The following is a 14234-nucleotide window of genomic DNA, read 5'->3' as shown; positions in this document are numbered from 1 at the left end:
AAAGTCAATTTTAATGCTCAGATAGATAATTGTCGGATAAGCGCTGGATAATAAGTATTCGACTCTAGTCGTATTGCCAGTCTGAGTAAATCAGTTACCGTGTCAGCTATGGATTTTCTTCAACAAAATTAAACATAAATTGTATTCCAGACTGGTGAAATATATACTGTTGCGGGTTCGAAATCAGTTCACCGATCAATAGATAAAAAAATTGGGCTGAACCACACCGCGCTGTAGCCTGTATATCCATTGGGTGTTGACTGTTTACGCAGCAACGTATAATGACAACAAAGCTCAGAATAGGGCGTCGATAGGCAAGAAACTGTGAAAAAGCAAAGACCTGTAAATCTAGACCTTACCACTATATCCATGCCGGTAACGGCAACTGCATCTATCCTGCATCGTGTAACCGGCGTCGCAATGTTTTTCGCGCTGATTTTCGTGATCTGGGCCTGGGCAGTGTCCCTGTCTTCTGCTGAAGGTTTTGCACTGGTGAAGGAAGTGATGACTTCTTTTATCGCCAAGTTCATCGCCTGGGGCACCATCACCATGTTGCTATATCACCTGTTGGGCGGCATTCGTCACCTGATTATGGATATGGGCCATTGGGAAGAGTTAGAGTCGGGCAAACTGAGCGCTAAAATCACCATTGCACTCTGGATTGTTCTGGCCGTATTAGCTGGAGTCTGGTTATGGTTCTGAATCAAGCATCTTTAAAACGTGATGGCGTACAAGATTACGTTTCATTACGCGCCACAGCGATTATTTTAACGCTGTATACCCTGTTTATCCTCGGTTATTTCCTTTGTACTCCAGAAATTACCTATGAAGGTTGGAAAGCATTATTTTCTAATATTCTGGTAAAAGCTTTCACCTTATTGGCATTGGTTTGTATTGCCGTTCACACCAAAATTGGTCTGTGGCAAGTACTGACTGACTACGTCAAATCTGCAGCAACCCGCGCGGTACTGCAATTTGTGTTGTACACCATTGCCTTTGGTTATGTGGCTGTAGGCCTGTTTGTTCTGTGGGGTGCTTAATTGAATATTCCAGTTCGCGAATTTGACGCCGTTGTGATCGGCGCCGGTGGTGCCGGTATGCGTGCCGCACTGCAAATCACTGAATCAGGTTTAACCTGTGCCTTATTATCCAAAGTATTCCCAACCCGTTCTCACACTGTTTCTGCGCAAGGCGGTATTACTGTTGCGCTCGGTAACTCACATCCGGACAACTGGGAATGGCACATGTTTGATACCGTCAAAGGCTCCGATTATATCGGTGACCAGGACGCGATTGAATACATGTGCAAAACTGGCCCTGAAGCTATTACTGAGTTAGAAAACATGGGCTTACCATTCTCTCGTTTTGAGAATGGCCGTGTTTACCAACGTCCGTTTGGTGGCCAGTCAAAGAATTTTGGTGGCGAACAAGCTGCCCGTACTGCAGCTGCAGCTGACCGGACCGGTCATGCCTTATTGCACCTGCTGTACCAGCAAAACGTGAAGAACAAAACTCAGGTTTTCTCTGAGTGGTATGCCCTTGATCTGGTGAAGAACCAGGACGGTGCTGTGGTCGGTTGTACTGCCATTGACATCGAAAGTGGCGAAATCGTTTATTTTAAAGCCCGCGCTACTGTGCTGGCGACTGGCGGCGCAGGTCGTATTTTCGCCTCAACCACCAATGCTCACATCAACACCGGTGACGGGGTCGGTATGGCGCTGCGTGCTGGTGTGCCACTGCAGGATATGGAAATGTGGCAATTCCACCCAACGGGCATCGCAGGTGCCGGTACCCTGGTGACCGAAGGTTGCCGTGGTGAAGGTGGATATTTACTGAATAAAAATGGCGAGCGTTTCATGGAACGTTATGCGCCAAACGCCAAAGACTTAGCCGGTCGTGACGTGGTTGCCCGTTCAATGATGACGGAAATCCGTGAAGGCCGCGGCTGTGATGGTCCATGGGGCCCGCATATCAAACTGAAACTGGACCACTTAGGTGCTGAAGTTTTAGAAAGCCGCTTACCAGGTGTCTGTGAACTGTCTAAAACTTTCGCCCACGTTGACCCGGTGAAAGAGCCAATTCCAGTGATCCCAACTTGCCATTACATGATGGGTGGTATTCCAACCAACGTGCATGGCCAGGTTATTCATCCAAAAGCTGATGGTTCTGAAACCATCGTAGCTGGTTTGTTTGCTTGTGGTGAAATCGCTTGTGTGTCAGTTCACGGTGCTAACCGCTTGGGTGGTAACTCGTTGCTGGACTTAGTGGTGTTCGGTCGTGCGACTGGTCTGCATTTAGGCGAAGCTTTAGCTGCAACCTCTGAAGGCCGTGGCGCTACTGATTCTGATATCCAGGCCGCACTTGCCCGTACCCAGCGCTGGGAAGATACCAAAATTGGTCAGGGTGAAGATCCGGTTCAAATCAAAAAAGATTTACAAACCTGTATGCAACTGAACTTCTCGGTGTTCCGTGAAGGCGTTGCGATGGCTGAAGGTTTAGCTGAATTAAAAGTCATTCGTGAGCGGCTGAAATATGCCCGTCTGGATGACAAGAGTTCAGACTTTAATACCGCACGGATTGAATGTCTGGAACTGGATAACCTGATGGAAACAGCGTTTTCAACCGCTGTTGCCGCGAACTTCCGGACTGAAAGCCGTGGCGCTCATGCCCGGTTTGACTTCCCGGATCGCGACGACGAGAACTGGTTATGTCACAGCGTGTACACGCCGGACTCTGAATCCATGTTCAAGCGTAAAGTGAATCTGGAACCGAAGTTCCGTGAAGCCTTCCAACCTAAAGCTCGTACTTATTAAGAGGGACAGACGATGAAGAAGCTTGAATTCTCTGTTTATCGTTACAACCCTGACGTCGATAATGCGCCACGGATGCAAGACTATACGCTGGACAATCCGGAAGGTCGGGACATGATGGTGCTTGATGCACTGTTGAAATTGAAAGAACAAGACCCAACCTTATCCTTCCGTCGCAGCTGCCGTGAAGGTGTCTGTGGTTCAGACGGCGTCAACATGAATGGTAAAAACGGTCTGGCCTGTATCACGCCTTTATCGGCTGTTGGTAAAGGCAAGGGCGGCAAAATTGTCGTTCGGCCATTACCAGGTTTACCGGTTGTTCGTGACTTAGTGGTTGATATGTCACAGTTTTACACTCAATACGAGAAAGTAAAACCGTACTTAATCAATAACGACTTACCGCCTGCAGGTGAATATCTGCAATCACCGGAAGAACGCGCTAAGCTGGATGGTCTGTACGAGTGTATTTTATGCGCTTGTTGCTCAACCTCTTGCCCGTCGTTCTGGTGGAATCCGGATAAGTTTATTGGTCCAGCTGGTTTGTTACATGCTTACCGTTTCCTGGCGGATAGCCGTGATACCGCGACTGAACAACGATTAAACGATTTAGATGATGCGTTCAGCGTTTTCCGCTGCCACGGCATCATGAACTGCGTCAATGTGTGTCCGAAGGGCTTAAACCCGACCAAAGCCATTGGCCAGATCAAATCAATGTTATTAAACCGGGCGCTGTAAAGCGCCCCTTTCATAACAGACAACAGCTTCACATAACGGTACACAGGCTGGTGTATACCCCGAATCTTCAAGGACGACGGGTATAGCTGAGTATCAATCAGGAAAAAATGGCTATAAAACCTGTACCATGGCTATTTTTTTGCTACTTTTTTCCAGGTGCTTCGAGATAAGGGAAAGTAAATGCACGAAGGTGTAATGAAGGCGTGGTTGGAGTCTTCTCATCTTGGCGGTGGCAACATGGCCTATGTAGATGAACTCTATGAATCCTACTTAGCTGAACCTACCAGTGTTGGTGATGAATGGCGCGAATTCTTCGCCAAATTGCCAAAAATTGAAGGTGTAGAATTAGAATCCCGGCATTCTGATATTCGCCAGCAATTTATTGATCTTGCCAAAAACAAACACCGCGAAGTGATTGTTGCACCCTCTGGTGGTGGTGATGGTCGGCAGGTTAAGGTACTGCAACTCATTAATGCTTTCCGTTTCCGGGGGCACCAACATGCGAAACTCGATCCATTGGATCTGTGGAAACGCCAACGAGTCCGTGATTTAGAATTATCTTTCCATGACTTAGGTCCGGCTGATTTTGACGATGAATATAACGTCGGATCTTTTGTCGCCGGTACCGAGACGATGAAACTGGGTGAACTGGTTGCAGCGCTGGAAACCACCTACTGCGGTTCGATTGGTGCAGAATATATGCACATCGTATCCACGGATGAAAAACGCTGGATCCAACAACGCTTAGAATCAGTTCGTTCAACCCCAAATTATGACAAAGCGACCAAAGCCGGCATCCTCAAAGGCTTAGTTGCCGCTGACGGTCTTGAGCGCTATTTGTCGAATAAATTCCCTGGTGCCAAACGCTTTGGTCTGGAAGGTGGCGATGCCATGATCCCGATGCTCAAAGCGATGATCCACCGTGCTGGCGAACAAGGTGCCAAAGACTGTGTCATTGGTATGGCGCACCGTGGTCGTTTAAATACCTTAGTTAACGTTTTGGGGAAAAACCCAGGCAAACTGTTTGACGAATTCGCCGGTAAATACGAAGTTGTTGGTGCAGGCGATGTGAAATACCATATGGGTTTCTCGTCAGATTTCGCCACCAAAGGCGGCGACGTGCATTTAGCACTGGCGTTTAACCCGTCGCACTTAGAAATCGTTAACCCGGTAGTCATTGGTTCAGTACGTGCGCGTTTGGATCGTCGTGGTTGTACCGACGGTTCTTTAGCGCTACCTATCACTATTCATGGTGATTCGGCCTTTGCCGGTCAGGGTGTGGTCGCTGAAACCTTTAATATTTCACAAACCCGCGCCTTTAAAGTCGGCGGTACTATTCGCCTGGTGATTAACAACCAGGTTGGTTTTACCACGTCCAATCCTGAAGATACCCGTTCAACTGAATACTGTACTGATATCGCCAAGATGGTGCAGGCACCAATTTTTCACGTCAACGGTGATGATCCGGAAGCCGTGGTGTTTGTTGCTCAACTCGCTGTTGATTATCGCAACACCTTTAAACGCGATGTGGTGATTGATTTGGTATGTTACCGTCGTAACGGTCACAACGAAGCGGATGAGCCAAATGCGACTCAACCGCTGATGTATCAGAAAATCAAAAAGCACCCAACGCCACGTGAGCTATACGCTGACAAGCTGATTAAAGCTGGCCAGTTTAGCGCGGAAGAAGTACAAGCGATGGTCGATGACTACCGCAACGCGCTGGATAAAGGCGATTGTGTGGTAGATGAGTGGAAAGCGATGACCGAAGTTGCGGTCGACTGGACACCATTCTTAGGCCACGACTGGACTGCTACTTACGATGCCAGCATGAGCGTCGCCGATTTAGTGGCGATGGGTGAAAAAGCCATTGCCATTCCGGCCGAGCATACCTTGCAGCGTCAGGTTGGCAAAGTCTATGAAGACCGTGCTTTGATGCTGAAAGGCGAGAAAAAAATCGACTGGGGTTTTGCCGAAATTCTGGCTTATGCCGCAACTGTTGGTAACGGTTCACGCATCCGCATCGTCGGTCAGGACTCAGGCCGTGGTACTTTCTTCCACCGCCACGCTGTATTGCATAGTCAAAGTGATGCTTCTACTTATACGCCGCTTGAGCATATCAGCGAGTCGCAAGGCCCGTTCCAGGTTTTTGACTCTGCTTTATCGGAAGAAGCAGTACTGGCGTTTGAATATGGTTATGCCACAGCTGAGCCACGCGCTTTAGTGATTTGGGAAGGTCAGTTTGGTGATTTCGCCAACGGCGCCCAGGTGGTGATTGACCAGTTCTTAAGTTCTGGCGAACAGAAGTGGGGCCGTCTCTGTGGTCTGACGCTGTTGTTACCACATGGTTACGAAGGCCAGGGCCCGGAGCACTCTTCTGCGCGGTTAGAACGTTTCCTGCAACTTTGTGCTGATCACAATATGCAAGTAGTGGTTCCGACCACGCCGGCTCAGGTGTATGCGATGATCCGCCGGCAGATGGTGCGTCCAATGCGCCGTCCGCTCATTGTAATGTCGCCAAAATCTTTATTACGCCATCCTCTGGCCACATCTACTTTGGAAGAGATCGCTTCAGGTCAGTTCCAGAACGTGATTGCTGAGATTGATGACATCAAACCAGCTGATGTGAAACGTGTAGTGTTCTGTAGCGGTAAAGTCTATTTCGACTTACTGGAAGAGCGCCGTAAACGTAACCAGACCAATGTTGTGATTGTACGCGTCGAGCAGCTGTATCCGTTCCCGCAAGACGAAATGAGCAAAGTTCTGGCGCAATACCCGCAAGTGACCGATTTTGTCTGGTGTCAGGAAGAGCCGCAAAACCAAGGCGCCTGGTACTGCAGTCAACATAACTTCTGGGCCGCGATCCCGAAAGGCGCAAGCTTAAGTTATGCCGGACGTGATGCATCGTCATCACCAGCTGTGGGTTATTTGTCAGTACACAATAAACAGCAACAAGCGCTGGTCAATGCGGCCTTGACGCTGGGTTAATACTTTATCGCTGTGGCCAGGCCACAGCATGAATTCTGGTCAGTGTATGTTTATACCCCGAATCTTTCAGGATGAAGGGTATAATCACACTGGCTTTGGCTTTGTAAGACTGAACACAAACGCAGACCAATCTGTAAAAAGGTGACAAAGTGGAAATTAAAGTCCCAGTACTACCCGAATCGGTTGCTGATGCAACTATTGCTACCTGGCATGTAAAAACAGGTGAAGCCGTCAGCCGTGACCAGGTTTTGGTTGATATCGAAACTGACAAAGTCGTATTAGAAGTCGTGGCTCAGGCTGATGGCGTGATGGGCGAAATCGTCCACGCTGAAGGCGCTACAGTGCTCGCTGAGCAGGTGATTGGTCATCTGAATGCCGGTGCAACTGCCGCCGCTGCACCAGTTGCCGCCGCAGCAGCACCAGCCGCTGCCAGCGCAGATGCCGATGACGCTTTAACACCGTCAGTACGTCGTCTGATTGCTGAAAAAGGTCTGGACGCTTCGAAAATCCAGGGTTCTGGCAAAAATGGCCGCGTTACCAAAGAAGACGTGGAGAAATTCCTGTCAGGTGCACCAGCAGCCCCAGCAGCAAAAGCAGCTCCGGCCGCAGTTGCAGCACCAGCGGCAGTTGTCGGTGACCGTTCACAAAAACGTGTACCGATGACCCGTCTGCGTAAAACGATTGCCAACCGTCTGCTGGAAGCGAAAAATTCTACAGCGATGCTGACCACTTTTAACGAAGTGAACATGAAGCCAATCATGGAACTGCGTAAGCAGTATCAAGACGTGTTTGAAAAACGTCATGGTATCCGGTTAGGCTTTATGTCGTTTTATGTCAAAGCAGTCACAGAAGCGCTGAAGCGTTTCCCTGAAGTGAATGCGGCGATTGACGGCGATGACATCGTGTATCACAACTATTTTGATGTCAGCATTGCGGTGTCAACACCACGTGGTCTGGTCACACCGGTACTGCGTGATTGCGACAAAATGAATCTGGCTGAAATTGAAAAAGCCATCAAAGAATTAGCACTGAAAGGCCGTGACGGTAAATTATCAATGGATGATTTAACCGGCGGTAACTTCACCATCACCAATGGTGGTGTGTTTGGCTCTCTGATGTCTACGCCAATTATCAACCCACCACAATCAGCTATTCTGGGTATGCATAAGATCCAGGATCGGGTGATGGTGGTTGATGGCAAGATGGAAATCCTGCCAATGATGTACCTGGCACTGTCTTACGATCACCGGATCATCGACGGCAAAGAGTCGGTCGGTTTCCTGGTCACGATCAAAGAATTGTTAGAAGATCCAACCCGTATTCTGTTGGATATCTAATATATACCCAAAATCATTGAAGATGCGGGTAGGCGGCGAGTGAGAGAGGCCCCACGAACATAGTAGTTCTATGTGACTGGGGCGAACGAACGAAGGCAACAACCCCGCAACTTCAAGGATGAAGGGTAAAACGAAAACCGGAGGTGATGGCAGCAGCTATCATCTCTAAATCATCTGGGCGAGGCGTTGCCTTTGCTCAATGGGTCAGGCCGGTTACCCGGTCACAAACTAAAGAAAAACGGAAATAAGCCATGAATTTGCACGAGTATCAGGCAAAACAGCTGTTTCGCGAATACGGTTTACCTGTATCTGAAGGCTATGCGGAAGAAACTCCACAAGCAGCAGCAGAAGCAGCAGACCGCATTGGTGGGAACAAGTGGGTAGTGAAAGCTCAGGTTCACGCTGGTGGTCGCGGTAAAGCGGGCGGTGTGAAATTAGTTACTTCTAAAGAAGAGATCCGTAACTTTGCCCAAAATTGGCTGGGTAAAAATCTGGTTACGTATCAAACTGACGAAAAAGGTCAGCCTGTTACCAAGATCCTGGTAGAAACCTGTACCGATATCGAGAAAGAGCTGTACTTAGGTGCCGTGGTCGATCGCTCAAGCCGTCGTATCATTTTCATGGCGTCGACTGAAGGTGGCGTTGACATCGAGAAAGTGGCCGAAGAAAGCCCGGAAAAAATCATCAAGATGGCTATCGATCCACTGGTTGGCGCGCAAGCGTTCCAAGCCCGTGAAATCGCGTTCCAACTTGGCTTAAATGCGACGCAAATCAAGCAGTTCACTAACATCTACTTAGGCCTCGCCAAGATGTTCGTTGATCTGGATCTGGCGATGATCGAAGTAAACCCATTGGTCATTACTTCTGCCGGTAACCTGCACTGCTTAGACGCCAAACTCGTTGCTGATAGCAATGCATTATACCGCCAGCCAAAACTGCGCGCTTACCATGACCCATCACAAGAAGACGAGCGTGAAGCCCGTGCTGCTCAGTGGGAACTGAACTATGTTGCTTTAGAAGGTAACATCGGTTGTATGGTGAACGGTGCCGGTTTAGCTATGGGTACTATGGACATCGTGAAATTAAGCGGTGGCCAACCAGCAAACTTCCTGGACGTTGGCGGCGGCGCGACCAAAGAGCGCGTGACCGAAGCATTCAAAATCATCCTGTCTGACTCAGCTGTGAAAGCAGTATTCGTCAACATCTTCGGTGGTATCGTTCGTTGCGACATGATCGCTGAAGGTATCATTGGTGCGGTTGAAGAAGTGGGTGTAAGCGTACCGGTTGTGGTGCGTTTAGAAGGTAACAACGCTGAATTAGGCGCACAGAAGTTGCAAAACTCTGGCCTGAACATCATTGCTGCTAACTCATTATCTGAAGCTGCAAAAGCTGTTGTGAAAGCCGCGGAGGGCAAATAATGTCTATTATCATCAACAAAGACACTAAGGTCATCTGTCAGGGTTTCACTGGTAGCCAGGGTACTTTCCACTCCACTCAAGCGCTGGAATACGGCACTCAGATGGTTGGTGGTGTAAGCCCAGGTAAAGGCGGCACGACCCACATTGGTTTACCAGTGTTCAACACCGTCAAAGAAGCTGTTGCTGCGACTGGCGCAACTGCGACTGTGATTTACGTACCGGCACCTTTCTGTAAAGATGCGATCATCGAAGCTGCTGATGCTGGCTTAGAGCTGATTGTTTGTATCACTGAAGGTATCCCAACGATCGACATGTTATTCGTTAAAGAATACATCGATCGTAAAGGCGTACGGATGATTGGTCCAAACTGCCCAGGCGTGATCACGCCAGGTGAATGTAAAATTGGTATCATGCCAGGCCATATCCACAAGCCAGGTAAAGTTGGTATCGTTTCACGTTCAGGCACTCTGACCTATGAAGCTGTGAAACAAACCACAGATGAAGGTTTCGGCCAATCGACTTGTGTCGGTATCGGTGGTGACCCAATCCCAGGTTCTAACTTCATCGACATCCTGAAATTATTCCAGGAAGATCCACAGACTGAAGCGATCATCATGATCGGTGAAATCGGTGGTACTGCTGAAGAAGAAGCGGCTGCTTATATCAAAGCAAACGTGACTAAGCCTGTTGTTTCTTACATTGCTGGTGTAACTGCACCTGCCGGTAAGCGCATGGGCCACGCTGGCGCCATCATCTCTGGTGGTAAAGGTACAGCTGATGACAAATTCCGTGCTCTGGAAGACGCTGGCGTGAAAACCGTCCGTTCTCTGGCAGACATCGGTAAAGCACTGCGTGAACTGACTGGCTGGTAATAGCTTTTTAGTTTTTAGTGTGTAAAAAACCCGCCTGGTGCGGGTTTTTTTATGGATTGAAATTGGCCATTAACAGGACAAGCTTGAAATTGCTACGCAAATTCAGAACTGATCGCAGATTTCTCAAAAAAAACAGTGTTTACTGCTAATGAGCGCTCGTCGACGACTGTGCCAGCAATTGCCGTGGTAAGCGGCAACATAACGCAAAGCCTGTACTTACCTGAACCGCTTCAATCTCACCTTCCAGGGCCACAGTGACCAGGTTATACACCAGATTTAAGCCAAGACCGGCGTGACCACTGTGCCGACTGGTGGTATAAAAAGGCTCAAATACTTTGTCTGGCGCCGCCGATGTAAAGCCCACGCCATCGTCTCGATAATGCAGCTCCCAATGATCTTTTGTGAAGCGGGTCGATAGTTCAATTTCACCTTGTGTGCGACCAAAAAAGGCGTGTAATACCGAGTTGGTTAGTAGTTCAAGTAGCAGTAACTGAAAATGTTGAATATCTGCGTGCAGCCACAGATCTGTTTGCTCGTAACGAACCACCACCTTCTGTTCGTGAAAACGTGAATCCAATAATGGCAGGATATCCGCAATGAGTTGACGCAAATGAAAGGTGGTTATTTCATCGCTGCGTTGCACGGCCAATTGCTTGAAATTCTGCACCAGCCGGGCACAACGTTCGACATTATGAGCGGACAACTGATGCACGTCGTCGGCTGTGGTCAGATAAAGCTGCAGATCCAGCCGGGTCAGGCCACTTTGCAGCTTTTGGTTAAACTCAGCGGTTTTTTCCTGTAACAGACTGACTGCGGTGGTCAGTATGCCAAGTGGCGTGTTCAGTTCATGGGCGAGGCCAGCGACCATTCCTGCTATTGCCGCCATTTTTTCTGAGGCGATCAGATGACGCTGGGTTTGTTGTAGTTGTTGGTAGGACAGGGCCAGCTCGTTTGAATAATGTTCGGCTTGCTGGCGTTTTTTCTGCTGCTGCCGGATCAAAAACAACAATAGTAAAACCACAGCAATCGCCGCGGTAACGCTGATCCAAATGGCGCGCTTTTGATGTTTTTCTTCTAAGCTATTCAGCTCTAATTTTTGCTCTAATTCAGCTATTTGTTGTTGCTGCCTTAACGTATCAATCTGATTTCGTAGCTGTAGCAGTTGTTGTTGCGCTTCGGCATTGTGATATTTTTTGTAGTGCGTCAGATGTTGCTGTAACGCTGTCAAGGCAGCTTCTGGTTTTGCCTGTTGTTGTAATATCTGACTTTTTAGCAGATATCCATCAGATAGCTGCTGATTTAGCTGATGTTTTTCAGCTAGCATCAGCGCAGGTTGCAACGCATTTCCAGCGTCCAGCAAGCGATGCTGGTGAAAAGCTATTTCAGTCAGCAGCAGATAGACCACGCTCTGATAAAAAGGATCTTCCCGTTGCTGATAACCCTGTAACGCAAGGCGGGCATGTGGCTCGGCTTCTGAGTAACGTTTGAGCTCGACATAACAGCGCGCCAGATTCATCCGGACGTAAATCAAATCTGCCGGTAAATAGGTCGGATCGGTTAGCGCCGCAGTTAAAAGAGTCAGTGCTTTTTGATAATCACCCAGCTGAATATATAAATAACTCAGATTGTTTTGAATATTTACTTTCAGGTAGCCAAATTGATATTGCTGATTAAGCTTCTCAGCGGCTGCAAATAACTCCAGTGCCGTTTGATTTTGCCCCATCTGCATCGCATGCATGGCTGAATAAATACGGGTGGTAATCTGACGCTCGGGTTGATTAAAGCGGGTCGCCAGTGCCACCGCTTGTTGTAATAAAGTCGTGGCTTTACTGTGATCACCACGGCGCATCGCAATATAGCCGGATATTTCAATGGCTCTTGTGGTTTTTGCAGGCTCTGTCGCCTGAACTTCCTGTAACCAGCTGTCTAGCAACTGCTGCGCGCTGTCATAATCAGACAGCACCATCAAGTTAAAGGCTTTGGTTGTGACGAGGTGTTCCCGAATTGCCAGTGATGGGGCTGGTAGTTCAGCCAGCCAGGCGTCGATTGCGATGTTGACCTCGCGCGGCCGTGATTTGCTATCGAGTTTTATTTGCTCCAGCCGCTGTTCTGGCGTTGCAGCGTAGCATGTCGCTGCGATGCATAAAAAAAAGAGCAACAGGATGAACAACCAACGGTTTTGAGTGTGTACGCCTGTCATAGATCCGTTCCAAAGGACGTGGTTCGGGTGATTAAAGTATGGCCGAAAATAACGTCAAAGCGGTCGGTTGCGATATTTGTTCGCCTGCGCGGGCAAATCAACCTGTTTTGATGCTTTTAATCGCAATGTCTTTGTCTCAGCCGGCAAATTAAGTTACAAAAACCGGGTTAACAATGTTGGATATGCTGCATGCGGTGTGTCGACTCAACCAAAATAAAAATCTTAACTACCATGGGAATTTATGAAAACAACAGCCATTTTTCAGCGGGCGGTTCTGGTCACCACGTTGTGCTGTACCGGAGTTTTATTGTCCGTACCGGCAGCAGTTGCCACCGAACGTCAGATAGAAGCCGATGCCGTCGTCGTTACTCAGCATAAAACGACGGTTAATGATGTGTCATTTTCCTACAGCGCGACCACCGGCACCCAACCCGTCTGGAACGATGATGGCAAACCGGTCGCTGCAGTGTTTTATACTTACTACCAACGTACTGATATCAAAGATAAAAGCAAAAGACCGTTGTTGATTTCTTTCAATGGTGGCCCAGGCTCCGCTTCAGTGTGGATGCAAATCGCATATACCGGTCCAAAAGCACTGAAAGTTGATAGCGAAGGTTATCCGTTGCAGCCTTATGGCACCAAACAAAACCCATATTCAGTGCTGGACACCGCCGACATTGTGTTTGTAAACCCGGTGAATACCGCCTATTCGCGGGTATTAGCAGACAAAGACGGCAAGATGATGAGCCGCGATGAACAAGCCAAGATGTTTTTTGGTGTCAATGCTGACGTGAAGTATCTGGCTGAATGGATCAATACCTTTGTCACCCGTAATGAGCGTTGGCAGTCGCCAAAGTTTCTGATTGGTGAAAGTTACGGTACTACGCGCGTCTCTGGCCTCGCTTTGGCGCTGCAGAATATGCAGTGGATGTATTTAAACGGTGTGGTGCTGGTGTCTCCGACTGAAATTGGTATTAAGCGCGAAGGCCCGGTGGATGTCGCCAACCGTCTGCCGTATTTTGCCGCGACAGCCTGGTATCACAAAGCCTTGCCAGCAGAGCTGCAGCAACTTGATCTGTATGATCTACTGCCAAAAGTAGAACAGTTCACCATTAATGAATATCTGCCAGCTTTGGCTAAAGGTGCTTTTATCAGCGCCGAGGAAAAAGACCGCATCGCGCAGCAGGTCGCGCAATATTCTGGTTTATCGGTTAAAGCTGTATTACAGAACAATATGGATATTCCAAACGACTTTTTCTGGAAAGAATTGTTGCGCGAACGTAGTCAGACTGTCGGCCGCCTGGATTCACGTTATATCGGTATCGATCGGCGCGACGCAGGCGACAGCCCGGATTTTAATGCTGAACTGACGTCCTGGTTGCACTCATTCACCCCGGCGATTAATCACTATTTGCGCACAGAACTGAATTACAAAACCGATGTGAAATACAACATGTTCGGCCCGGTGCGACCATGGGACAACAGCGACGATAACACCGGCGAAAATTTACGCCTAGCCATGGCAGAAAACCCGTACCTGAAAGTTATGATCCAGTCTGGTTATTACGACGGCGCCACCAACTATTTTGACGCCAAATACAGCATGTGGCAGCTTGATCCAAGCGGCAAAATGAAAGACCGCCTGAGTTTTAAAGGTTATCGCAGCGGCCATATGATGTACCTGCGCTATGAAGATTTAAAACAGTCGAATGATGATTTGCGGCAGTTTATTAAGGCCAGTTTGCCGGCAGAAGATCAGCCAGCGAAATATTAGGTTTCTATTTTAGTTTTTTCTAAAAAGAATGACGACTCATCCCCCTATTTGGTTGGTTGCCATATAGGGGGGATTTTTAAATTTTCTTTGATAAAGGGGA

General features: G+C 48.3%; 10 protein-coding genes. 9 read left to right on the top strand and 1 reads right to left on the bottom strand.

Features of this window, described 5'->3' with window-relative positions:
- Positions 1-324 precede the first annotated feature (324 nt).
- The 8 genes from sdhC to sucD all read left to right on the top strand — a co-directional run bounded on the left by sdhC (position 325) and on the right by sucD (position 10160).
- Complete coding sequence (sdhC, locus tag A5320_RS08360; protein WP_082971638.1) at positions 325-702, top strand: succinate dehydrogenase, cytochrome b556 subunit; 378 nt, start codon at positions 325-327, stop codon at positions 700-702.
- Entirely contained in the window at positions 693-1040 is a 348-nt protein-coding gene (gene sdhD, locus A5320_RS08355) for a succinate dehydrogenase, hydrophobic membrane anchor protein (protein ID WP_068063433.1), read from the top strand. The genes sdhC and sdhD overlap by 10 nt, the downstream gene beginning before the upstream one ends.
- Entirely contained in the window at positions 1041-2813 is a 1773-nt protein-coding gene (gene sdhA / locus A5320_RS08350; RefSeq protein WP_068063429.1) for a succinate dehydrogenase flavoprotein subunit, read from the top strand.
- A 12-nt stretch (positions 2814-2825) separates the two neighbouring features.
- Positions 2826-3545 carry a succinate dehydrogenase iron-sulfur subunit gene (locus A5320_RS08345; protein WP_068063428.1) on the top strand — a complete coding sequence of 240 codons (720 nt, stop codon included), beginning with the start codon at positions 2826-2828 and terminating at the stop codon, positions 3543-3545.
- Between the two features lie 180 nt (positions 3546-3725).
- A complete protein-coding gene (locus A5320_RS08340) occupies positions 3726-6533 on the top strand; it encodes a 2-oxoglutarate dehydrogenase E1 component (RefSeq protein WP_068063426.1) in 2808 nt (935 codons plus the stop codon).
- A 149-nt stretch (positions 6534-6682) separates the two neighbouring features.
- Positions 6683-7870 carry a 2-oxoglutarate dehydrogenase complex dihydrolipoyllysine-residue succinyltransferase gene (gene odhB / locus A5320_RS08335; protein ID WP_068063424.1) on the top strand — a complete coding sequence of 396 codons (1188 nt, stop codon included), beginning with the start codon at positions 6683-6685 and terminating at the stop codon, positions 7868-7870.
- Positions 7871-8121: 251 nt separating this feature from the next.
- Complete coding sequence (gene sucC / locus A5320_RS08330) at positions 8122-9288, top strand: ADP-forming succinate--CoA ligase subunit beta (protein WP_068063423.1); 1167 nt, start codon at positions 8122-8124, stop codon at positions 9286-9288.
- Positions 9288-10160, top strand: a complete 873-nt coding sequence (gene sucD / locus A5320_RS08325; protein ID WP_068063421.1) for a succinate--CoA ligase subunit alpha — start codon at positions 9288-9290, stop codon at positions 10158-10160. Before sucC ends, sucD begins: the two co-directional genes overlap by 1 nt.
- Before the next feature lie 145 nt (positions 10161-10305).
- On the opposite strand, the gene A5320_RS08320 is transcribed toward sucD, so the two are convergent.
- The gene (locus tag A5320_RS08320) at positions 10306-12360 is read right to left on the bottom strand and encodes an ATP-binding protein (RefSeq protein WP_068063420.1); all 2055 of its coding nucleotides are present in this window, start codon (positions 12358-12360) and stop codon (positions 10306-10308) included.
- Positions 12361-12601: 241 nt separating this feature from the next.
- Between A5320_RS08320 and A5320_RS08315 the strand changes: the two genes are divergently transcribed.
- Complete coding sequence (locus tag A5320_RS08315; protein WP_068063419.1) at positions 12602-14134, top strand: S10 family peptidase; 1533 nt, start codon at positions 12602-12604, stop codon at positions 14132-14134.
- Positions 14135-14234: the final 100 nt, after the last annotated feature.

The organism is Rheinheimera sp. SA_1 (assembly GCF_001669775.1).
Lineage (GTDB): Bacteria > Pseudomonadota > Gammaproteobacteria > Enterobacterales > Alteromonadaceae > Pararheinheimera.
Note: the sequence above shows the minus strand (reverse complement) of the source record. Positions and strands in the feature narration are given on the sequence as shown.

What these genes read in the sequence shown, in the direction of transcription:
- sdhD (WP_068063433.1), top strand. Translation starts at nt 693, where the DNA reads ATGGTTCTGAATCAAGCATCTTTAAAACGTGATGGCGTACAAGATTAC.
- A5320_RS08345 (WP_068063428.1), top strand. Translation starts at nt 2,826, where the DNA reads ATGAAGAAGCTTGAATTCTCTGTTTATCGTTACAACCCTGACGTCGAT.
- A5320_RS08340 (WP_068063426.1), top strand. Translation starts at nt 3,726, where the DNA reads ATGCACGAAGGTGTAATGAAGGCGTGGTTGGAGTCTTCTCATCTTGGC.
- sucC (WP_068063423.1), top strand. Translation starts at nt 8,122, where the DNA reads ATGAATTTGCACGAGTATCAGGCAAAACAGCTGTTTCGCGAATACGGT.
- sucD (WP_068063421.1), top strand. Translation starts at nt 9,288, where the DNA reads ATGTCTATTATCATCAACAAAGACACTAAGGTCATCTGTCAGGGTTTC.
- A5320_RS08320 (WP_068063420.1), bottom strand. Translation starts at nt 12,360, where the DNA reads ATGACAGGCGTACACACTCAAAACCGTTGGTTGTTCATCCTGTTGCTC.
- A5320_RS08315 (WP_068063419.1), top strand. Translation starts at nt 12,602, where the DNA reads ATGAAAACAACAGCCATTTTTCAGCGGGCGGTTCTGGTCACCACGTTG.